Source organism: Delftia sp. WY8, assembly GCF_018437695.1.
Taxonomy (GTDB): Bacteria; Pseudomonadota; Gammaproteobacteria; order Burkholderiales; family Burkholderiaceae_C; genus Comamonas; species Comamonas tsuruhatensis.
In genome coordinates, this window is record NZ_CP049795.1 from 742,770 (window position 1) to 762,912 (window position 20,143).

Sequence of the window (20,143 nt, forward strand, 5' to 3'; positions counted from 1 at the left end):
CGGGATGGAGGATGGCGATCAGCGGGCAGTCAGCGGGCGTCCAGCAGGCTTTCCAGCAGCCGCGCCACATGCACGGCTTCGCGCGCCGCGCCGTCGGCGATCTGGTGGCGGCAGCTGGTGCCATCGGCCACGACGATGGCCTCGGGACGCTGGCGTATGGCCGGCAGCAGGGCCGCCTCGGCCATGTCCATGGAGACCTGGTGGTGGCTGGCCTCGTAGCCGAAGCTGCCGGCCATGCCGCAGCAGGAGCTTTCGATGAGCTCGGGCTGGGCGCCGGGAATCAGCCGCAGCACGTCGAGGATGGGGCTGACGGCGCCAAAGGCCTTCTGGTGGCAATGGCCGTGCACGAGGATGGGCGCCTCGGCGGCGCGCAGCGGCAGCGCGAAGCGGCCGGCCTTCACTTCACGGGCAATGAATTCCTCGAACAGCAGGGCCTGGGCGGCAACGGCCTGCGCAGGCTCGCCCAGGCCCATGACCAGGGCTTCGTCGCGCAGGGTCAGCAGGCAGGAGGGCTCCAGGCCGACGATGGGAATGCCGGCCCGGGCCAAGGGCGCCAGGGCGTTGATCAGCGCACCGGCGCTGGCCTTGGCCTGCTCGACCATGCCGGTGGCCAGGTAGGTGCGGCCGCAGCAGTGGTGGCCGCCGCCCTCTTTGGCGGACTTGCTGGCGGTGTGCAGCGCATAGCCGGCCGCCTGCAGCACGCGGGCGGCGGCCAGGGCGTTTTCGCTCTCGAAGGTGCCGTTGAAGGTGTCCACGAAGAGCACGGCCACGCGCTCACCGGCCGCCGCGCGGGCCAGGGCCTGGTCGCGGTCAAGAAAGGTATGTGCTTCGGGCGCGCGCCAGAAGGTGTCGCTGCGCCAGGCCGGCAGCGAGCGCCGGGCGGACAGGCCCAGCAGTTTTTCGCCCAGTTGGCGCAACACGGGCAGGCGGTTGCGCAGGTTCAGCAGCCAGGGCATGCGGCTGGCCGTGGCCGCGTAGCGCGGCAGATGGGCGACCAGCCGGTCCTTGAGCGTGTGGCCATGGCGGGCCTTGTAGTGGGTCAGGAATTCCACCTTCATGCGGGCCATGTCCACGCCCGTGGGGCAGTCGCGCCTGCAGCCCTTGCAGCCCACGCACAGGTCCATGGTGTCGTGCATGGCCTCGCTGGTGAAGGCGTCCGGCCCCAGCTGGCCCGAGATGGCCAGGCGCAGGGTGTTGGCGCGGCCGCGCGTCAGGTGCTGCTCGTCGCGCGTGACGCGGTAGCTGGGGCACATGGTGCCGGCGTCGAACTTGCGGCAGTGGCCGTTGTTGTTGCACATCTCCACGGCCTTGGCAAAGCCGCCGGTGACGTCGCCGCCCGTGCCGGGCGCCGTGGTGACTTCGGTGACCGGGTCGGCCTGCACGTTCCAGGCGGACCAGTCGAGCACGGGCGTGATGGGAATGCGCCGGTAGGGCCGGGGCGCATCGGCGGGCGCAAAGCGGAACAGCCGGCCATCGTCCATCCTGGGCGTATCGATGATCTTGCCGGGGTTGAACAGGCCCTGGGGATCGAACTCCTGCTTGATGGCGCGCAGGGCCTCGGTGATGGCGGGCCCGAACTGCCAGGCAATCCACTCGCCGCGGCACAGCCCGTCGCCGTGCTCGCCGCTGAAGGCGCCCTTGTATTTGCGCACCAGTTCGGCCGCTTCCTCGGCAATGGCGCGCATGCGCGCCGCGCCGTCGGTGCGCATGTCCAGGATGGGCCGCACATGCAGCGTGCCCACGGAGGCATGGGCGTACCAGGTGCCCCGGCTGCCGTGGCGCGCGAACACTTCGGTGAGCGCGTCGGTGTACTCGGCCAGGTGCTGCAGCGGCACGGCGCAGTCCTCGATGAAGCTCACGGGCTTGCCGTCGCCCTTGAGGCTCATCATGATGTTCAGCCCCGCCTTGCGCACTTCCCAGAGGTTTTTCTGGGCCGCTTCCTCGGGCATTTCCACCACGCTGCCGGGCAGGCCCAGCTCGCCCATCAGCTCCACCAGCTGGCGCAGCCGCGCCAGCAGCGCGGCGCGGTCGTCGCCGGCGAATTCCACCAGCAAGATGGCGGCGGGCCGGCCGATGAGCGCGGTCTCTATGGTGGGCTTGAAGGCCGGGTTGGCCAGGCCCAGCTCGATCATGGTGCGGTCCACCAGCTCCACGGCCGTGGGGCCCAGCTTCACGATGTGCTGGGCCGAGTCCATGGCCGCGTGGAAGGTGGGGAAGTTGACCACGCCCAGCACCTTGGCGCGCGGCAGCGCGCTGAGCTGCAGGGTGAGCGAGCGCGTGTAGGCCAGCGTGCCCTCGGCGCCTATCAGCAGATGGGCCAGGTTGACGCTGCCGTCGGCCGTGTAGGGCCGCTCGCTCTGGTTGTCGAAGATGTCGAGGTTGTAGCCCGCCACGCGGCGCATGACCTTGGGCCAGTGGGCATGAATGTCCTCGCGGTGCTGTTGCGCCAGCCCGTGCACGAACTGCGCAATGCGCGCCGCGCGGCCCGTGGCCTGGGCCACGGGGCCGAAGTCCAGCAGCTCGCCATCGGCCATCCAGGCGCGGGCGCCGCGCACGTTGTGCACCATGTTGCCGTAGGCAATCGAGCGCGAGCCACAGGAGTTGTTGCCCGCCATGCCGCCCAGCGTGGCCTGGGCGCTGGTCGATACGTCCACCGGATACCACAGGCCGAGCTTCTTGAGCCGGGCGTTGAGGTGGTCCAGCACCAGGCCGGGCTCGACCTCGGCCGTGCCTGCATCGGGGTCCACCGAGAGGATGTTGCGCAGATGCTTGCTGTTGTCGATCACCAGGGCCGCGCCCGTGGTCTGCCCGCACTGGCTGGTGCCGCCGCCACGCGGCAGCACGGGCACCTTCAGCTCGCGGGCGATCTGCAGGGCCGTGGCGATGTCCTGCTCGCAGGTGGGCACGAAGACGCCCACGGGCATGATCTGGTAGATGGAGGCGTCGGTGGCATAGCGCCCGCGCGAGGCGGCGTCGAACAGGACCTGGCCGCGCGTGTCCGAGCGCAGGCGGCGCGCCAGCGCCTGGCAGACATCGTTAGGCGGCAGCACGGTGCCGGGGGCGGGCACGGTGTCGTCGGGGGAAGCGGCAAAGCGGTGCGTGGATTCCATCAGCATGGCGGCTCTCATTCGTTCATGGTTCGTGGGTAGATCTGGCCTGCCTTGAGCAGGGCGATGACGGTGTCGCGCTTGTGCTCCAGGTGGGCGACCAGCACCTGGCGCAGCGCGGCGGCGTCGCGCGCCTGCAGCGCCTCCAGCATGCGTTCGTGCTCCTGGACGGCGCGCTTCCACTTGGCCGCGTCCTGGTTGGTACGAAAGCGCAGCGACTGCACGCGGGCGTTGATGCGGCCATAGGTCTCGGCCAGCACGGGGTTGGCGGCGGCGCGGTTGATGGCCGAGTGGATCAGCGCATTGAGCCGGTAGTAGCCGGACAGGTCCTGGCGCGCATGGCTGGCCAGCATCTCGAAGTGCAGGGCCCGCACCTCGGCCAGCTGCTGCTCGCTGATGCGCTGCGCGGCCAGCTCGCCCGACATGCCCTCCAGCCCCGCCAGCACTTCGAAGGTCTGCAGCACATCGGTCTCGCCCAGGCGCACGGCCACGGCGCCGCGGTTGGGCACCAGGTCCACCAGCCCTTCGGAGGCCAGCAGCTTGATGGCCTCGCGCAGCGGCGTGCGCGAGACGCGCAGCTGCTCGCACAGCGCGCGCTCGTTGAGCTTGGCGCCGGGCGGTATGCGCCCTTCCACCAGCCAGGTGCGCAGCCGCGCCGCCACCTGGTCATGCAGGGCAAGCCGCGAAATCTCGATGATCTCCGCCATGGATTCTCCTGGTCGAATGAATTTTGCATTCATTTTTACGCAAGCATTTCTTAAAGCATTCATGGTTATCACCAAGGCATTTGTGAATTTTGAATGCAAAAATTCGCAAACACCCTCCCCCACAGACCGACCTGGCATTTCCTTGAAAAGGACGCACCATGCTCACGCTCGACAACCATCCCACGGGCCGCCACTTCCTCCAGATCCCCGGCCCCAGCCCGGTTCCCGACCGCATCCTGCGGGCCATGAGCCTGCCCACCATCGACCACCGGGGGCCGGAGTTCGGCCAGCTCGGCCTGAAGGTGCTGGCCGGCATCCAGCAGGTCTTCAAGACCCGGCATCCGGTGGTGATCTATCCGGCTTCCGGCACGGGCGCCTGGGAGGCGGCCCTGATCAACACGCTCAGCCCTGGCGACCATGTGCTGATGTTCGAGACCGGCCACTTCGCCTCGCTGTGGCAGAAGATGGCCACGCGCCTGGGCCTGTCCACCGAGTTCCTGTCCTATGGCGGCTCCGATGAGCACCTGCCCCAGGCGCCGGGCTGGCGCCATGGCGTGCAGGCCGGCCTGATCGAGGCGCGGCTGCGCAAGGACACGGAGCGCCGGATCCGCGCCGTGTGCGTGGTGCACAACGAGACCTCCACGGGCGTGACCTCGGACATCGCCGCCGTGCGCCGGGCCATCGACGCGGCGGGCCACCCGGCCCTGCTGCTGGTGGACACCATCTCGGGCCTGGCCAGCGCCGACTACCGCCACGATGAATGGGGCGTGGACGTGACCATCAGCGGCTCGCAAAAGGGCCTGATGCTGCCGCCCGGCATCAGCTTCAACGCGCTGTCGCCACGCGCGCTGGAGGCCGCCAAAAGCGCGAAGCTGCCCAAGTCGTTCTGGGCCTGGGACGAGATCGTGGAGATGAACCAGACCGGCTACTGGCCCTACACGCCCAACACCAACCTGCTGTACGCCCTGTCCGAATCGCTGGACATGCTGCTGGCCGAAGGGCTGGATACGGTGTTTGCGCGCCACCAGCGCTGGGCGGCCGGCGTGCGTGCCGCCGTGCAGGCCTGGGGCCTGCCCATCCAGTGCGCCGATCCGCAGGTCTACTCGCCCGTGCTCACCGGCGTGATCACGCCCGAAGGCGTGGATGCCGATGCCCTGCGCCGCCTGATCCACACGCGCTTCGACCTGTCGCTGGGCGCGGGCCTGGGCAAGCTCAAGGGCCGCATGTTCCGCATGGGCCACCTGGGCGACAGCAACGACCTGACGCTGCTGGCCATGGTGGCGGGCGTGGAGATGGGCCTGAAGCTGTCCGGCATCCGTCTGGCCGGCAGCGGCGTGCAGGCGGCCATGGATTACTTCGCGGCCCACGCCGCAGCCGGGGCGCTGCGCAAGGCCGCCTGAACCCATCGGCCGCGCGCCGAAAACCCTTGGCAGAGCCGGAGCACATGGCTCGCCCCCTTGATCGTGGATTGCACCAATACCAGGAAATAACAGGAGACAAGAGACATGACATCGCCCCGCAACCGCCTGGCGGCAACTGCCGTCGCCACCCTCGCCGCCACCGCCCTCTGCGCCCTCTCAGCCCCTGCCGCCTGGGCGCAGTGGAAGCCCGCCAAGTCCGTCGAACTCGTCGTGCCGTTTTCGGCCGGCGGCGCCTCGGACCAGATGGCGCGCGTGATCCAGGCCATCGTCACCAAGCACAAGCTGATCGAGCAGCCCGTGGTCATCCTCAACAAGGCCGGTGCCTCAGGCGCCGAGGGCATTCTGGATGTCAAGGCCTCGGCGCGCGACCCGCACAAGCTGCTGGTGGCCTCCACGGCCATCTTCACCCTGCCCATGGCCACGGCCCTGCCCTTCCAGTGGCGCGACCTGAATCCCGTGGCCATGATTGCCCAGGACCAGTTCGTGCTCTGGGTCAATGCAGAGACCGGCTACCAGACGCCCGCCGACTACCTGGCCGCCGCGCGGCAGGCCGGCGGCAAGTTCAAGATGGGCGGCACCAGTTCCAAGCGCGAGGACCAGATCATCACCGCCAACATGGAACAGGCCGCCGGCGTGAAGTTCACCTACATCCCCTACAAGGGCGGCGGCGAGGCCAGCACGCAGCTGGTGGGCAAGCACATCGACTCCAACGTCAACAACCCCAGCGAGTCCATGGCGCATTGGCGCGCGGGCCAGGTGCGGGCGCTGTGCGTGTTCGACACGCAGCGCATCGAGTACACGGCCAAGGTCACGGGCAGCCAGGCGCTGTCGGACATCCCCACCTGCAGGGAGCAGGGCCTGGACGTGCAATACACCATGCTGCGCGGCTTCTTCCTGCCGCCCGGCACCACGCCCGAGCAGGCGCAGTTCTATGCAGGCGTGATGCACAAGGTGGTGGCCACGCCCGAGTGGAAGGAGTACCTGGAGAAAAACGCGCTCAAGCCCGAGTACATGACGGGGCAGGCCTTCGTGGACTTCCTGGCCAAGGACGAGACGCGCCACCTCGACATCATGAAGAAGGCCGGTTTCCTGTCGGCCAGCGTGGCCGCCGCCGCAGCCAAGTGAGGAGCCGCGCCATGGACACCGCCATCCACCTTGCCCCGCCCTCCTCCAATTCAGCGGCGGCAGCAGCAGCAGCAGCAGCAGCCCCGGCCCAGCCCTCCAGCGCGGCCACCGAATCCATCCCCGCCACCGAAGCCCAGGCCCCCGGCCTGTCCCGCCGCCATGTGGAGTACGGCGTGGCCGCCGTGCTGCTGGCGCTGGCCGTGCTCGTGGTCTGGGACAACCAGCGCATTGGCGCGGGCTGGGGCGACACCGGCCCGCAGGCCGGCTACTTCCCGCTGCGCGTGGGCGCCGTGCTGGGCATCTGCGCCATCGCCGTCTTCGTGCAGGCGCTGCGCAGCCGCAGCCAGGAGCAGTTCGCCAGCTGGCTGCAGCTCAGGCGCGTGGCCCAGGTGCTGCTGCCGCTGACGGCCTACATCGCCGTGATCGCGCCGCTGGGCATCTACGCGGCCTCGGTGCTGTTCATCACGGGCTTCATGGTGTTTGCGGGCCGCTATCCCTGGTGGAAGGCCGTGGCGCTGTCGGGCTTCACCAGCGTGCTGCTGTTCTACGTCTTCGAGATCCAGTTCAAGGTGCCCCTGCCCAAGGGTCCGCTTGAAGCCTGGCTCGGCTATTGACCCCTGTCGCCGCCACGGAGCAACACCATGGACGAACTCCAATACCTTGCGCACGGCTTCGCGGCCGTCACCACCTGGCAGAACACGGGGCTGATGCTCACGGGCATCCTGCTGGGCATCGTCGTCGGCGTGCTGCCGGGCCTGGGCGGCCCCAACGGCGTGGCCATCCTGCTGCCGCTGACCTTCGGCATGTCGCCCACCTCGGCCATCATCCTGCTGTCGTGCATCTACTGGGGGGCGCTGTTCGGCGGCGCCATCACCTCGGTGCTGTTCAACATCCCGGGCGAGGCCTGGTCGGTGGCCACCACCTTCGACGGCTATCCCATGGCCCAGCAGGGGCACGCGGGAGCGGCGCTGACCACGGCCTTCACGGGCTCCTTCATCGGCGCCATCTCGGGCGTGATGCTGATCACCTTCCTGGCGCCGGTCGTGGCCTCGTTCGCGCTGCAGTTCGGGCCGCCGGAGTTCTTCGCGGTCTTCTTCCTGACGTTCTGCTCCTTCATCGGCATGGGCAAGGAGCCCAAGGCCAAGATCGTGGCCGCCATGGCCGTGGGCCTGCTGCTGGCGGCCGTGGGCATGGACACCATCTCGGGCGACCTGCGCATGACCTTCGGCTCCACCGAGCTGCTGCGCGGCTTTGATTTCCTGGTGGTGGTGATCGGCCTGTTCGGCATCAGCGAGATCCTGATGACCATCGAGGAAGGCCTGGCCTTCAAGGGCAAGAAGGCCTCCATCGACCTCAAGGTGGTGTTCAGGACCTGGGCCCGGCTGCCGCGCTACTGGCTGACCATGCTGCGCTCGGCCCTGGTGGGCTGCTGGATGGGCGTGACGCCGGGCGGCGCCGTGGCGGCCAGCTTCATGGGCTACGGGCTGGCCAAGAAGTTCTCGCGCGACCCCGACAGCTTCGGCAAGGGCAACCCCGAAGGCGTGCTCGCCCCCGAGACCGCCGCCCACGCGGCCGGCACCTCGGCTCTGCTGCCCATGCTGGCCCTGGGCATTCCGGGCTCGGCCACGGCGGCCGTGCTGCTGGGCGGGCTGATGATCTGGGGCCTGCAGCCCGGCCCGCTGCTGTTCACCGAGCAAAAGGACTTCGTCTGGGGCCTGATCGCCAGCATGTACCTGGGCAACATCGCCGGCCTGGTCATCGTCATGGCCACCGTGCCGCTGTTCGCCGCCATCCTGCGCGTGCCGTTTTCCATCGTCGCGCCCATGATCCTCATGGTCTGCGCCATCGGCGCCTTCACCGTGCACGGCAATGCCACGGACATCTGGCTCATGCTGGTCTTTGGCGTGGTCGGCTACGTGTTCAAGAAGCTGGACTATCCGCTGGCGCCCATGGTGCTGGCCATCGTGCTGGGCGACCGCATGGAAGACGCCTTCCGCCAGAGCATGCTCTCCAGCCAGGGCGAGTTGGGCATCTTCTGGCACAACGGCCTGTCCGGCACCATCACCACGCTGGCCCTGCTGATGCTGGTGTGGCCGCTGCTGGGCAGGCTGCGGGCGATGGCGTTCGGGGCGAGGGCTGTGGCGGCCTGAGAGGAGCCGTCTACAGCGAATCGGCCTCCGCTTCCGGCCAGAGGCGGGGGAAGTAAAAACGCAGGGCGTGCAGCGGCACGCCCAGGCGCACTCTTCCATACGGTGAATCCGTCTCCAGCAGGCCGCGCTTGAGCAGTGCCGATACCTGGGCGGTGGCCAGCCGGTCACCCAACCCCAGCATGGCCTTGAAGTCGGCCCGATCCATCTCCGCCTGGGCCGCAAAAAGATAGTGCAATGCGCGCAATGCCTCGCTGCGCACGCCTTGGCGCACCACCCGTTCCTCATAGGCAAGGCATGCCGCCATGCGTTCCTTCATGCCGTCCAGCGACAGAAGTCCCTCCATGAAGCTCACTTGGTCCATGCACAGTTCCAGCACGTATGCGATCCAGTCGATCAACCCCAGTTCGGTCAGATTGCCACGGCCATCAAGGTCACCACGGCGCGGCTCGTCTGCGGCGGCAAGCAAGGCGTAATAGCGCTCCTGCGACCGTGCGAACCCCCTCAGGGGGGACCACAGACCATTGCTCAGGCCCATGTGGGTTAGTACGAGATGTGAATGCAGCCGGGCCACGCGCCCGTTGCCGTCCCGGAACGGATGGATCCAGGCCAGGCGCTGGTGCGCAGCGGCCATGGCCACCAACTGCAACTCGCCACGGCGCACGCCGGAGTAGAAGCTCGACCAGCGGTCCAGAAAAAATGGCAACTGCCCCGCTGCAGGCGCCGCATGCCTGCCCACGCTAACCTCCCGCGTGCGCCATCGACCCGGCTCGATGGCATCGTCGCCAAGGGCGCCGGCCTCCAGATCGGCCTGGGGCAGACGGGCGAAGAGATCCTGGTGGATATCGGCCAGCATCTGGGGGGTCCAGACCTGCGCATTCGTCCATTGCGTGGACCTGTACTCCAGTTGCTCTTCAGTGGCCATGTGCGCCAGCGCCAATCGCTGACGGCGGGCCTGATCTTCGTCCTGCGCATAGTCGTTGTGCAGGGCGCGCTCGATATCCAGCGGAAAGGTGTGCTGCCCCTCGATCCTGTTCGAGTAATACGAGTTCATGGCCCGAAGCAGCCGGCGCAGGCCTGGCAATGTGTCTGGTCGGTAGCGGCCGGCCAGCCGCTCACCCAACCTGATCAGGTCATGGGAGAGCTCCAGCAAAGGGCCCAGCTTGTGTTCCCCCGGCAGCAGCGGCTCCATCTGGGCAGGATGGTCGTAGAGCAGGAATTTTTGCGACATTGATCACCTATATAAGCAGCTGATTTATATAGATGAAATCCGTTTGGTGCGAGATATTTTGCGAGTTCTTCTGCAAGATTCCCTGACACGTCCCCTAATCCCTGTACCGCTTCTTGCGAAACGCCAGCCAGGCGGCGATGACGGTGAAGGCGACGACGATGGACACCACGATCCAGAAGCCGTGCTCGTGCTCGGCCAGCGGTATGCCGCCCACGTTCATGCCGAACAGGCCGGCCAGGATGTTGATGGGCAGGGCCAGCACGGTGACCACGGTCAGCACGAAGAGGCTGTTGCTGTTGTCCTCGTTCACGGCGGCGGCCACCTCTTCCTGCAGCAGCTTGATGCGGTCCTGCAGGGTCTGCATGTCGCGCAGCATGAGCGAGAACTCCTCGCTCGCTGCGGCCAGGCCGCGCCGGTCTTCCTCGCCCATCCAGCCGGGGGGCTGCTGCAGCAGGCGGAACAGCGCGGCGGGCTCGGGCGCCAGCAGGCGCTGAAGGCGCACCAGCAGGCGGCGCAGCCGGCCCAGGTGGGCGCGCGGATGGTGGTAGCGCTGGGCCAGGATGGCGTCCTCGATATCGTCCACGCGCGCCGTGGTCTCGCGCACCACCTTGACCAGCACATCGGCCTGGGTGCGCATCAGGTGCTCCAGCAGCTCGGCCGTGCTGGCGGGGCTGTCGCCGCGGCGCACGGCGTCGCGCAGGGCATCGACAGAGCGCAGCGGCTGGGTGCGCGCGGTGATGACCAGGCGCTCGTCCAGGCAGATCCACAGCGTGGCGATGTCGGCCGAATCGAAGTTGAACTCGAAGTTCACATCGTTGAGCACGGCGACCAGGCTGTCGTCGGCGCGCTCGATGCGCGTGGAGGTCAGGCCCTCGCGCAGGGCGGCATAGAACACGTCGGGCAGGCCCGCATGGCGCTGCAGCCAGCGCAGGGACTGGGTGTGGGTCAGGTTGAAGTGCAGCCACAGGAAATCGCGCCGGCCCGCATCGGACCGGGCTGCGGCATCGGCCAGCCACTGCGCTGCGGATGGCGCCGTCACGGCCTGCACGCACTGCCGTGTGTCACTGAAGAAGCGCCAGCCGCAGATCAGGCCTGCGTCTTCGTGGGCCTGTGCCAGGGGGGAGGCTGCATCGGTCATGGGGAGGAGGAAGCACCTGCGGAAGTGGCCTGCGCGGGCCGGGCAAGTGCGGGATTCTTGGCTGCGTCCATGACAGGGATGTGACAGGCGTCATCAGACCGTCATGCACAGGCCCTTGCGTCCCCTTCCGTCCCCTCACCACCCCTTCTCTGCCCCTCCCCTTGCCGCGACCCTGCATCAGCACATCACGACGTTCTCCAGCGAGAACGAGAAGGGGCGGGAATTCGCCCCCGAGCCGCCGCCGCGCATCACGATGTCGGCACGGGAGATGCCCAGCAGGGAGATTTCGGTGTTCATCTGGGAGACGATGGCCGAGTTCATGATCTGGCCCTGCTGGATGTGCGAGGCCACGCCGATCCAGATGCTGGGCTTGAATTCGAAGACGGCCTTTTGCCGGGGGGCAATCGCGGTCTTGACGGCCAGCAGCCTGCCGTCCTTGTAGCAGCTGGCGTTGATGGCGCCTTGGGGCAGCGCGTTGAGCACCTGCACTTCCTTGGAGCTGGCGCCGTAGCCTGCGGGCGCCAGGCGATCGCCGGCGGTGGACGGCGCCATCTGGAACTGCTGGCCGTACTGCGCCTCCAGCTGCGGCGTGCAGTTGCCATGGCTGTCGCTGGCGCCGACCTGCAGGCCCAGCGGAAAGGTGAACGGATGGTTGTCGCCCTGTCCGCAGTACTTGATGACGCGCCAGGCCACGGCAGGCGCATCGAGGTCGCTGGCGACGTTCTTCTGGAAGATGACGATCTGCGGGTGGTTCGCGTCGTTCGATTGGTTGAAGAAATTGAGTTGAACGCCCATGCATTCCTCCTGGTGGAACGAAAAGCGCTGCGGCATCCCCGGGCACTGCCTGCTGTCCCGCCACGCTTGCTGCGGGAGTCACTGTAGGGAACAACGGCCTTGCGGAGAATTACGCCCGATTACATCCCTGGGCTCACCCAGGCACGGCCCAGACCCGGTCCGCGCCCACGGCAAAGAGCTGGCGGCCTGGCTCGGGCGGCAGGCTGGCCATGCCGGTGAACAGGCCGAAGGCGGGCAGCAGGGTAAAGCCCGCGTGCACGGCAAAGCACGGCAGGCGCAGGGCGTCGCGGCCGGTGCCGCGCAGCACGATGGCGGGATGGACATGGCCGGCCAGCACATGCCAGGGCCGGGCCTGCTGCGCCTGCAGGTCCTGGGTTGGCGGCGGGGGGTGATGGCAGGCGGCGAACGGCCCCAGGTGCCAGGGCTCGTCCACGATGGCAAAGCCCAGCGCGGGCGGCGGATCGCCTGCATGGCTGTCATGGTTGCCGCGCACCAGCACCAGTTCCACGGCCGCATGGCGGCTGCGCCAGCGGGCCAGTGCAGCCAGTACGGCAGGATTGCGTGCCTCGGCCGCGTGCAGGAAGTCGCCCAGCACCACGAGCCGCCGCACGGGCAGGCCCAGAAGAAGGGCCGACAGCCGCTCCAAGTTGCCCTGCGTGGTGCCCGCCGGCACGGGAATGCCGTGCGCGCGGAAGGTGGCGGCCTTGCCCAGGTGCAGGTCGGCGATGAACAGCGTGCCCTGGGCGGGCCACCACAGCGCATGCTGGGCCAGCAGGTGCACGGGCTCGCCGGCCAGGAACATGCCCAGGCTGCCGGCCAGGGCGTCGGGGGAAACAGGACTTGGCAACGGTGCGTGGCCTTTCATCAGCGGTGCAATGGTTCTACAGCAGCGGCAAGGGCCGCGAGGGCTTGCGTACGCGGCGCGGGCGGCGGCTGGCGGCATCGGCCTCGGGGCCATCGGTGGCCTGCAGCGAGAAATCCAGCGTGCGGCGCACGGCGGCCGTGTCCTCGTCCACGGCGGGGGGCTGGTCTGCCTTGGGTTTTTTCCGTGGACGCAGCGGCGGATCGGGCGGGACCAGGTCCTGCGTGCGCGGCTCGCTGGCTGCACCGCCGGCGTCTGCCGCCTCGTGCAGCTGGGCCAGCATGCGCGCGATGCGGTCGGCCAGATGCTCGTTGGTGAGCTTTTCGCGAAAGCGCTCCACCATGAGCGGGAAGGCAAACGGGCTGGGACGGCGCAGCGCGCTCACCACCAGCGTCTGCGCCTGCATGCGGCGCAACGCGGCCAGCAGCTGGGCGACATCGAGTTCCTGGCTCAGCACTTCCTCGTCGGCCTGGCGCAGCAGCAGGTTGCTGTCGTCGTACTTGCGAAACACCTCGAAGAACAGCTGTGACGAGGCCTGCAGCTGGCGCGCACTGCGGCGCTCGCCCGGGTGGCTCTGGAAGATCAGGCCCGAGACGCGGGCGATCTCGCGGAAGCGCCGCCGCGCCATCTCGGTGGCGTTGAGACTGGCCAGCACTTCGTGCAGCAGGGCATGGCGGGCTTGATGGGCCTCCTCGCCCGCCAGGTGGGCATCGTCGGCGGCCTGGTCCCAGTGGCCGTCCGCATTGGCGGTGTTGCGCGTGGCGACCGCCTGGCTGGCGGACACGCGCCCGGGCACTGCCACGGCCTGGGCCGGCTCGGCGCGCAGCAGCTCGGGCAGCATGGCGGCCCAGTCGCGCTCGGTGGCGCTCAGCAGCTCCAGCCCGTAGTCGTTGACGGCGATGGAGAAGGTGCCCGTCTCGCCCTGGGCGGCGCGCCAGGCCAGCAGGCTGGCCAGGCCCATATGGGCATGGCGGCCTGCAAACGGATAGAGAAACAGGTGCCAGCCCTCGCGCGTGCGCAGGGTTTCGGCCAGCAGCGTAGCGGGCGTGGGCAGGGCCGACCAGCGCTGTTGCACTTCCAGCAGGGGGCGCACGCAGCGCAGTTCGGGCGAGTGGTAGTCGCCCGCCGCCGCCAGCGCCAATTGCTGCACCACGAAGTCGGCCAGCACGGTGGACAGCGGCATGCGCGCGCCGGCCCAGCGCGGCACGGTGGGCCGCGTTCTGGCGGCGCGGCGCACGTAGGCGGTCATGTCCTCGATGCGCACCAGCTCCAGCACCTGGCCCGCGAAGACAAAGGCATCGCCGGGCGACAGGCGCGACAGAAAGCTCTCTTCCATGCTGCCCAGCCGCGCGCCGTGCAGGATCTGCACGCTCATGCTGGCGTCGCTGACGATGGTGCCGATGTTGGCGCGGTGCCTGCGCGCCAGCCGCGCATCGGGCATGCGCCAGATGCCCTCCGCGTCGGGCCGCACGCGCTGGTAGTCGGGATAGGCGGCCAGCGAGGGGCCGCCCCGGTGCACGAAGTCCAGGCACCACTGCCAGACCGCAGGCGCCAGCCCGGCGTAGGCGACGGTGCGGCGCACTTCGGCATACAGCTCATCGGGCACGAAACCGCCGCCCAGGGCCACGGTGGCCAGGTGCTGCACCAGCACGTCGGCGGGCTGGCGGGGGCTGGCGCGCATTTCCACCTGCTGCGCGCGCACGGCGGCGCGGGCGGCGGCGGCCTCCACCAGCTCCAGGCTGTGCGTGGGCACCAGGGTGATGCGCGAGGGCCGGCCCGGCGCATGGCCCGAGCGTCCCGCGCGCTGCAGCAGCCGCGCGATGCCCTTGGCCGAGCCGATCTGCAGCACGCGCTCCACGGGCAGGAAGTCCACGCCCAGGTCCAGGCTGCTGGTGCAGACCACGGCCTTGAGCGTGCCGGCCTTGAGCCCGGCCTCCACCCATTCGCGCACACCCCGGTCCAAAGAGCCATGGTGGATGGCGAGCAGGCCGGCCCAGTCGGGCCGGGCCTCCAGCAGCGCCTTGTACCAAAGCTCGGCCTGGGAGCGCACATTCACAAAGACCAGGGTGGAGCCGGCCGTGGCCTCCAGCTCGCGCACCACGGCCGGCAGCATGGCCAGGCCCAGGTGGCCGGCCCAGGAAAAGCGCTCGGGCCGGTCGGGCAGCAAGGTGTCCACCACCAGGCGCTTGTCCACCTGGCCCTGGACCAATACGCCGGGCCGCGGCTGGCCATGGTCGTCCAGGCCCAGCAGGGTCTGCATGGCCTCGTCCAGATTGCCCAGCGTGGCCGACATGCCCCAGACACTCAGTTGCGGGCTCCAGCCGCGCAGCCGCGCCAGGGCCAGCTGCAGTTGCACGCCGCGCTTGTTGCCCAGCAGCTCGTGCCATTCATCGGCCACCACCAGGCGCACGGAGCCCAGCAGCTCGCGCGCATCGGCCCGCGCCAGCAGCAGGGACAGGCTCTCTGGCGTGGTGACCAGCACGGTGGGCAGCTGGCGCGACTGCGCGCTGCGCTCGGCGCTTCCCGTATCGCCCGTGCGTGCGCCCACGGTCCAGCGCGCCAGCGCGGGATGGTCCTGGGCCAGCGCCTCCAAGGGCGTCTGCAGCGCCTTGAGCGTGTCGGCCGCCAGGGCGCGCATGGGCGTGATCCACAGCACGGTGAGCGGGGCGGAGGCCGGTTTTCGTTTTCCGGTGTGCGCCGGCATCGGGGTTTGCGGCGGGCCCGCAAAGGCCTGCAGCGCGCCCAGCCAGACCGCATAGGTCTTGCCTGCGCCCGTGGTCGCATGCAGCAGGCCGCTGTGGCCCTGGGCCAGCGCCTTCCACACGGCGCGCTGGAAGGCAAAGGGCTTCCAGCCCCGTGCGGCAAGCCAGGCGGTGGCGAGGGGGTGGGGGGAACGGGTGGCCATGGCGCGGTGCGTCAAGGGTGGGTCGCGGGTGGGTCGCGGGTCGGTCAAGGGTTGATCAAGGGTCGGAATGCGGCAGCAGGGCGGCCAGCGTGTCGATGGAGTCGGCCTCCTGCACAGGCTTGTCCTCGCGCCAGCGCAGCATGCGCGGAAAGCGCACGGCAATGCCGCTCTTGTGGCGTGCGCTGCGCGCAATGCCCTCGAAGCCCAGCTCGAACACCAGGGTGGGCCGCACGCTGCGCACGGGGCCGAAGCTCTCCACCGTGGTCTTGCGGATGACGGCGTCCACGCGCGCCATTTCTGCATCGGTCAGGCCCGAATAGGCCTTGGCGAAGGGCACGAGGGCGCGGCCCTCGGTGCCAGGCGGCGCGTTCCAGACGGCAAAGGTGTAATCGCTGTAGAGGCTGGCGCGACGGCCGTGGCCGCGCTGTGCGTAGATGAGCACGGCGTCCACGCTCAGCGGATCGATCTTCCACTTCCACCACACGCCGCTGTCCTTGGTGCGGCCCACGCCGTAGGCGGCATCGCGGGCCTTGAGCATCATGCCCTCCACGCCCAGGGAACGGGCCTGTTCGCGCAGTTCGGCCAGGGCGGCCCAGCTGTCGCCTTGCAGCACGGGGCTGGCCAGCAGTGCCGGATGCGCCACGGTAGCCACCAGCCGCTCCAGCCGCGCGCGCCGTTCATGCTGGGGCAACGCGCGCAGGTCCTGGCCGCGCTCCTCCAGCAGGTCATAGGCCAGCAGCACCACAGGCAGCTCGCGCAGCAGCTTGGGGCCCAGGGTCTTGCGGCCTATGCGCTTTTGCAGGTCGGCAAAGGGGCGCACATGGGCGGGCGCCTCGCCCTGCTGCGCGGCCCAGACGACGATCTCGCCGTCGATCACGGTGCCCGCAGGCAAGGCATCGCCCATGGCCTGCAGCTCGGGGAAGCGCTCGCTCACCAGTTCCTCGCCGCGCGACCAGATCCAGGTGCCCAGCGCGTCACCGCTGCCGCGCCGCACGATCTGGGCGCGTATGCCGTCCCATTTCCACTCCACCACCCATTGGGACGGCGGGCCGAGCACGGCGTCGAACTGCTCCAGCGGCAACTGCAGCGGATGGGCCAGGAAGAAGGGATAGGGGTGGCCACGGGCTTCGCCCGAATGCGCGTCATCGCCCTCTTCCTCGCCTGCCACCAGCCGCAGGTAGTCGGCCGCCCCGGGCCGCGCGCCGATGTGGGTGTAGCCCATGAGCCGCTGGGCGATGCGCTTGGCATCCACGCCGCTGACGGCCGCCAGCGCCTGCGTGACCTGCAGCCGCGACACGCCGACCCGGAAGGCGCCGGTGATCAGCTTGAAGTAGACCAGCCGCTCATCGGCCGCCAGCCGCGCCCATTGCATGCGCAGCGTGTCCGCCAGCGCCTCGGGCGCCATGCCGCGCAGCGGCAGCAGGTGGTCCGTGACCCAGGCGGCCAGGCCCAGGTCGTGCGCGTCACCGGGTGGCGGCAGCAGCAGCGCAATGGTTTCGGCCAGGTCGCCCACGGCCTCGTAGCTTTCGTCGAACAGCCATTCGGGCAGGCCGGCCGCCTCGCGCGCCAGCTCCTTCAAGACCTTGGTAGGCACCAGCTGGCGCGGCTTGCCGCCGGCCAGGAAATAGACGGCCCAGGCCGCATCGGCAGGCGCGGCGGCGCGCAGATAGGCCTGCAGCGCGGCCTGCTTGTCGCGGCTGGCGGTGCTGGCGTCCAGCGCGCGGTAGAGGGCGGCGAAGTCCTTCATGGGGCGGGCGCCTCATCCGGTGCAGCCTGGGCGGCGGCAGCCTCGTCCTCATCGCCGTATTCGGTCTGGAAGGCTTGCGCATCCAGGCCCTGCTCGCGCAGCCAGCGCACCAGCACGGCCACGCTGCCGTGGGTGACGAAGACCCGCTCGGCGCCCGTGGCGCCAATGGCGTACTGCAGGCCGGGCCAGTCGGCATGGTCGGACATGACGAAGCCCCGGTCCACGCCACGGCGGCGGCGCGTGCCGCGCAGCTGCATCCAGCCGCTGGCAAAGGCATCGGCATGGCCGGGAAACCGGCGCATCCACGGCGTGCCCTGCGCCGAGGGCGGCGCCAGCACCAGGGCGGTCTTGAGCCGTTGTGCATCCACGCCGGGGTCGGTCACGCGCAGCGTGGGCGGCAGGTCCACGCCCGCTGCGCGGTACACGGCATTGAGCGGCTCCACCGCGCCGTGCACGACGATGGGGCCGATGCGGCGGTCCACCCCATGCAGGATGCGCTGGGCCTTGCCGAAGGCATAGCACAGCAGCGCCGAGGGCCGGCCCTGGGCCGCGTTGGCCTGCCACCAGGCGTTGATGTCGGCCATGAGCTCGGGCTGGCGGGGCCAGCGGTAGATGGGCAGGCCGAAGGTGGATTCGGTGATGAAGGTGTCGCAGCGCACGGGCTCGAAGGGGGTGCAGGTGCCGTCGGCCTCGGTCTTGTAGTCGCCCGAGGCCACCCAGACCTGGCCGCCATGCTCCAGCCGCACCTGGGCCGATCCGAGCACATGGCCGGCCGGGTGCAGGGAGATGCGCACGCCGTGGTGATCGATGGCTTCGCCATACGGCAGGGTCTGCAGCGTGATGTCCGCCCCCAGCCGTGCGCGCAGCACGCCTGCGCTGTCGTCATGGGCCAGGTAATGGGCGTGCCCGGCGCGCGCATGGTCGGAGTGGCCATGCGTGATCACGGCCCGGTCCACGGGCCGCCAGGGGTCGATGTAGAAATCGCCGGCCGCGCAGTACAGGCCTTCGGGACGGGCCACGATCAGGTCGGCGGGCATGCGGGATCGGGGAAAGCAGTGCTCATGTCCCCATGCTAGTGGGGCAGTCGACGGGCGCGCGCTGGCCCGGAGCGCGGCAGGCTGTCAGCCTGCACCTACCCGCGCTGCCATGCTGCCGCAACTGGCCTGCGGCGCCCTGCAAATCGGGGAAGATAGCGCCCTGGCCCCTTCCTGCGGCCGGCCCGCCGGCTCCCTTTGATCCCACACGCACCGAACACGCCTCCATGAACAACTCCGTCGTCCGCATGTCCAATCTCTTCCTGCAGCTGGGCCTGGATGCCAGCGACCAGGCCATTGCCGACTTCATCCGCGCCCACCAGCTGGCCGCCGATGTGGATGTGGTGGATGCGCCCTACTGGAGCGATGCGCAGCGCCAGTTCCTGGCAGAGCAGCTCAAGGCCGATGCGTCGTGGTCCATCGTGGTCGACCAGCTCAGCGAGTCGCTGCACGAGGACGCCGTCAGGCAGCGCGCCGAAGGCCTGAGCTGAAGCGAGGCTGCCTGTCCACCCCGATGGCCTGCATGGACGGCAGCCCCAGGCCGCGAACGGCCATTCCGCGCCAGGACGAAGGCTGTCGGCTCACAGTCCTCCAAAGAGGTGCCTGCCCCTCAGGCCCATCCGCGTCACAAAACTGAAACAGGGAAATCGTAACATTCCCTAACAATTTTGCGATGTGCATTCCATGGATGAGTCCCGCGCCTACCTGAGCGATTCCCGGCCCCGTTTCCGCCCACCCAGCGCCGCGGACCTGTGCACCCCCGTCCCCTGCATGACCGCCGACGAGACCAACGAGAAGGTGCTCGAGGTCTTCACGCGCCACCGCGATCTGGCCAGCCTGCCCGTGGTGGAGGGCGACCGCCCCATCGGCCTGATCAACCGCAGCATCTTCCTGTCGCAGTTCAGCAAACCGTTTCGCATGGAGCTGTACGGCAAGAAGAGCTGCATCGCCTTCATGGACAAGGAGCCGCTGGTGGTCGACGCCTCCACCGACATCGACACCCTGACCGTGAAGACCGTGGAGTACGGTGAAAAGGCGCTGACCGACGGCTTCATCATCACGCGCGGCGGCCTGTTCGCCGGCGTGGGCCACGGCCTGCAGCTGATGCGTGCGGTGGCGGACATGCAGGTGGCGCGCAACCGCCAGATCATGCACAGCATCGAATACGCCAGCGTGATCCAGCAGTCGCTGCTGCGCAGCTCGCGCGAGGCCCTGGCACGCGCCTGCCCCGGCGCCGACCTGGTCTGGGAGCCGCGCGACGTGGTCGGCGGCGACTTCTACCAGTTCAGCCAGGACGGCGACGGCTGGTTTGCCACCGTGGCCGATTGCACGGGCCACGGCGTGCCCGGCGCCTTCATGACGCTGATCGCCACCAGCAGCCTGGGCCAGGCCATCAAGGAACACGGCCCGCGCGACCCGGCCGCGCTGCTGGGCCATGTGAACCGCAGCGTCAAGCAGATGCTGGGCCAGCTCGACGGCAAGGACGGCACGCCGGGCTCGGACGACGGGCTGGACGCGGCCTGCTTCTGGTTCGAGCCCGCGCACCGGCGCCTGCGCTTTGCAGGCGCGCGCCTGTCGCTGTTCCTGCTGCGCCCCGGCGCCGAGGCGGTGGAGGTGGTGGACGGCCAGCGCAAGGGCGTGGGCTATGTGGACAGCGAATTCGACTTCGCCTGGAACAACATCGGCCTGGAGCTGCCCGCAGGCACCCTGGTCTTCACCACCACCGACGGCCTGATCGACCAGGTCGGCGGCCCGCGCGGCATCACCTTCGGCAAGAAGCGCCTGCGCGAGCTGCTGCTGGAGCAGGCCGGCCGCACGCCCGCCGAGATCAACCGCGCCCTGCTGGACGCCCTGCAGGCCTGGCAAGGCGAGCACCACCGCCGTGACGACCTGACCTTCTTCTGCTTCAGAACCTGAATGCCTC

At 69.2% G+C, this 20,143-nt stretch carries 15 protein-coding genes; 6 read left to right on the forward strand and 9 right to left on the reverse strand.

Annotated features, from left to right (window positions below; translation table 11 throughout):
- Positions 1-29 precede the first annotated feature (29 nt).
- Both G4D77_RS03230 and G4D77_RS03235 read right to left on the reverse strand, forming a co-directional pair.
- Complete coding sequence (locus G4D77_RS03230; RefSeq protein WP_154834622.1) at positions 30-3,116, reverse strand: FAD-binding and (Fe-S)-binding domain-containing protein; 3,087 nt, start codon at positions 3,114-3,116, stop codon at positions 30-32.
- A gap of 8 nt (positions 3,117-3,124) precedes the next feature.
- On the reverse strand, positions 3,125-3,814 hold the full coding sequence (locus G4D77_RS03235; protein WP_074923449.1) for a GntR family transcriptional regulator: 690 nt from the start codon (positions 3,812-3,814) through the stop codon (positions 3,125-3,127).
- Between the two features lie 158 nt (positions 3,815-3,972).
- On the opposite strand from G4D77_RS03235, the gene G4D77_RS03240 reads away from it, so the two are divergent.
- The 4 genes from G4D77_RS03240 (at position 3,973) to G4D77_RS03255 (ending at position 8,510) form a co-directional block, all read left to right on the forward strand.
- A complete protein-coding gene (locus G4D77_RS03240; RefSeq protein ID WP_154834623.1) occupies positions 3,973-5,214 on the forward strand; it encodes a pyridoxal-phosphate-dependent aminotransferase family protein in 1,242 nt (413 codons plus the stop codon).
- A gap of 105 nt (positions 5,215-5,319) precedes the next feature.
- Entirely contained in the window at positions 5,320-6,360 is a 1,041-nt protein-coding gene (locus G4D77_RS03245; RefSeq protein WP_154834624.1) for a Bug family tripartite tricarboxylate transporter substrate binding protein, read from the forward strand.
- A gap of 11 nt (positions 6,361-6,371) precedes the next feature.
- Positions 6,372-6,974, forward strand: coding sequence for a tripartite tricarboxylate transporter TctB family protein (locus tag G4D77_RS03250; RefSeq protein WP_154834625.1), 603 nt, complete (start codon positions 6,372-6,374; stop codon positions 6,972-6,974).
- Between the two features lie 27 nt (positions 6,975-7,001).
- Positions 7,002-8,510 (forward strand): tripartite tricarboxylate transporter permease, encoded by a 1,509-nt coding sequence (locus G4D77_RS03255; protein ID WP_047327239.1) that lies wholly within the window; start codon positions 7,002-7,004, stop codon positions 8,508-8,510.
- Between the two features lie 10 nt (positions 8,511-8,520).
- Here the strand turns inward: G4D77_RS03255 and G4D77_RS03260 are convergent, their stop codons facing one another.
- From G4D77_RS03260 to G4D77_RS03290, 7 genes are all read right to left on the reverse strand, one after another.
- The gene (locus G4D77_RS03260; RefSeq protein WP_016453711.1) at positions 8,521-9,738 is read right to left on the reverse strand and encodes a Fic family protein; all 1,218 of its coding nucleotides are present in this window, start codon (positions 9,736-9,738) and stop codon (positions 8,521-8,523) included.
- 94 nt (positions 9,739-9,832) lie between these two features.
- Positions 9,833-10,876 (reverse strand): transporter, encoded by a 1,044-nt coding sequence (locus G4D77_RS03265; RefSeq protein WP_016448182.1) that lies wholly within the window; start codon positions 10,874-10,876, stop codon positions 9,833-9,835.
- 177 nt (positions 10,877-11,053) lie between these two features.
- The gene (locus tag G4D77_RS03270; RefSeq protein ID WP_016448183.1) at positions 11,054-11,671 is read right to left on the reverse strand and encodes a hypothetical protein; all 618 of its coding nucleotides are present in this window, start codon (positions 11,669-11,671) and stop codon (positions 11,054-11,056) included.
- Positions 11,672-11,804: 133 nt separating this feature from the next.
- Positions 11,805-12,536 (reverse strand): ligase-associated DNA damage response endonuclease PdeM, encoded by a 732-nt coding sequence (gene pdeM / locus G4D77_RS03275; RefSeq protein ID WP_213757899.1) that lies wholly within the window; start codon positions 12,534-12,536, stop codon positions 11,805-11,807.
- A gap of 16 nt (positions 12,537-12,552) precedes the next feature.
- A complete protein-coding gene (locus G4D77_RS03280) occupies positions 12,553-15,438 on the reverse strand; it encodes a ligase-associated DNA damage response DEXH box helicase (RefSeq protein ID WP_213757900.1) in 2,886 nt (961 codons plus the stop codon).
- A 55-nt stretch (positions 15,439-15,493) separates the two neighbouring features.
- A complete protein-coding gene (locus G4D77_RS03285; protein WP_154834626.1) occupies positions 15,494-17,185 on the reverse strand; it encodes an ATP-dependent DNA ligase in 1,692 nt (563 codons plus the stop codon).
- Complete coding sequence (locus G4D77_RS03290) at positions 17,182-18,222, reverse strand: ligase-associated DNA damage response exonuclease (protein WP_154834627.1); 1,041 nt, start codon at positions 18,220-18,222, stop codon at positions 17,182-17,184. Before G4D77_RS03290 ends, G4D77_RS03285 begins: the two co-directional genes overlap by 4 nt.
- Positions 18,223-18,446: 224 nt before the next feature.
- Between G4D77_RS03290 and G4D77_RS03295 the strand changes: the two genes are divergently transcribed.
- Complete coding sequence (locus G4D77_RS03295) at positions 18,447-18,710, forward strand: DUF2789 domain-containing protein (protein WP_016448188.1); 264 nt, start codon at positions 18,447-18,449, stop codon at positions 18,708-18,710.
- Positions 18,711-18,903: 193 nt separating this feature from the next.
- A complete protein-coding gene (locus G4D77_RS03300; RefSeq protein WP_016453717.1) occupies positions 18,904-20,136 on the forward strand; it encodes a SpoIIE family protein phosphatase in 1,233 nt (410 codons plus the stop codon).
- Positions 20,137-20,143 lie beyond the last annotated feature (7 nt).

What these genes read in the sequence shown, in the direction of transcription:
- G4D77_RS03230 (WP_154834622.1), bottom strand. Translation starts at nt 3,116, where the DNA reads ATGCTGATGGAATCCACGCACCGCTTTGCCGCTTCCCCCGACGACACC.
- G4D77_RS03235 (WP_074923449.1), bottom strand. Translation starts at nt 3,814, where the DNA reads ATGGCGGAGATCATCGAGATTTCGCGGCTTGCCCTGCATGACCAGGTG.
- G4D77_RS03240 (WP_154834623.1), top strand. Translation starts at nt 3,973, where the DNA reads ATGCTCACGCTCGACAACCATCCCACGGGCCGCCACTTCCTCCAGATC.
- G4D77_RS03245 (WP_154834624.1), top strand. Translation starts at nt 5,320, where the DNA reads ATGACATCGCCCCGCAACCGCCTGGCGGCAACTGCCGTCGCCACCCTC.
- G4D77_RS03250 (WP_154834625.1), top strand. Translation starts at nt 6,372, where the DNA reads ATGGACACCGCCATCCACCTTGCCCCGCCCTCCTCCAATTCAGCGGCG.
- G4D77_RS03255 (WP_047327239.1), top strand. Translation starts at nt 7,002, where the DNA reads ATGGACGAACTCCAATACCTTGCGCACGGCTTCGCGGCCGTCACCACC.
- G4D77_RS03260 (WP_016453711.1), bottom strand. Translation starts at nt 9,738, where the DNA reads ATGTCGCAAAAATTCCTGCTCTACGACCATCCTGCCCAGATGGAGCCG.
- G4D77_RS03265 (WP_016448182.1), bottom strand. Translation starts at nt 10,876, where the DNA reads ATGACCGATGCAGCCTCCCCCCTGGCACAGGCCCACGAAGACGCAGGC.
- G4D77_RS03270 (WP_016448183.1), bottom strand. Translation starts at nt 11,671, where the DNA reads ATGGGCGTTCAACTCAATTTCTTCAACCAATCGAACGACGCGAACCAC.
- pdeM (WP_213757899.1), bottom strand. Translation starts at nt 12,536, where the DNA reads ATGAAAGGCCACGCACCGTTGCCAAGTCCTGTTTCCCCCGACGCCCTG.
- G4D77_RS03280 (WP_213757900.1), bottom strand. Translation starts at nt 15,438, where the DNA reads ATGGCCACCCGTTCCCCCCACCCCCTCGCCACCGCCTGGCTTGCCGCA.
- G4D77_RS03285 (WP_154834626.1), bottom strand. Translation starts at nt 17,185, where the DNA reads ATGAAGGACTTCGCCGCCCTCTACCGCGCGCTGGACGCCAGCACCGCC.
- G4D77_RS03290 (WP_154834627.1), bottom strand. Translation starts at nt 18,222, where the DNA reads ATGCCCGCCGACCTGATCGTGGCCCGTCCCGAAGGCCTGTACTGCGCG.
- G4D77_RS03295 (WP_016448188.1), top strand. Translation starts at nt 18,447, where the DNA reads ATGAACAACTCCGTCGTCCGCATGTCCAATCTCTTCCTGCAGCTGGGC.
- G4D77_RS03300 (WP_016453717.1), top strand. Translation starts at nt 18,904, where the DNA reads ATGGATGAGTCCCGCGCCTACCTGAGCGATTCCCGGCCCCGTTTCCGC.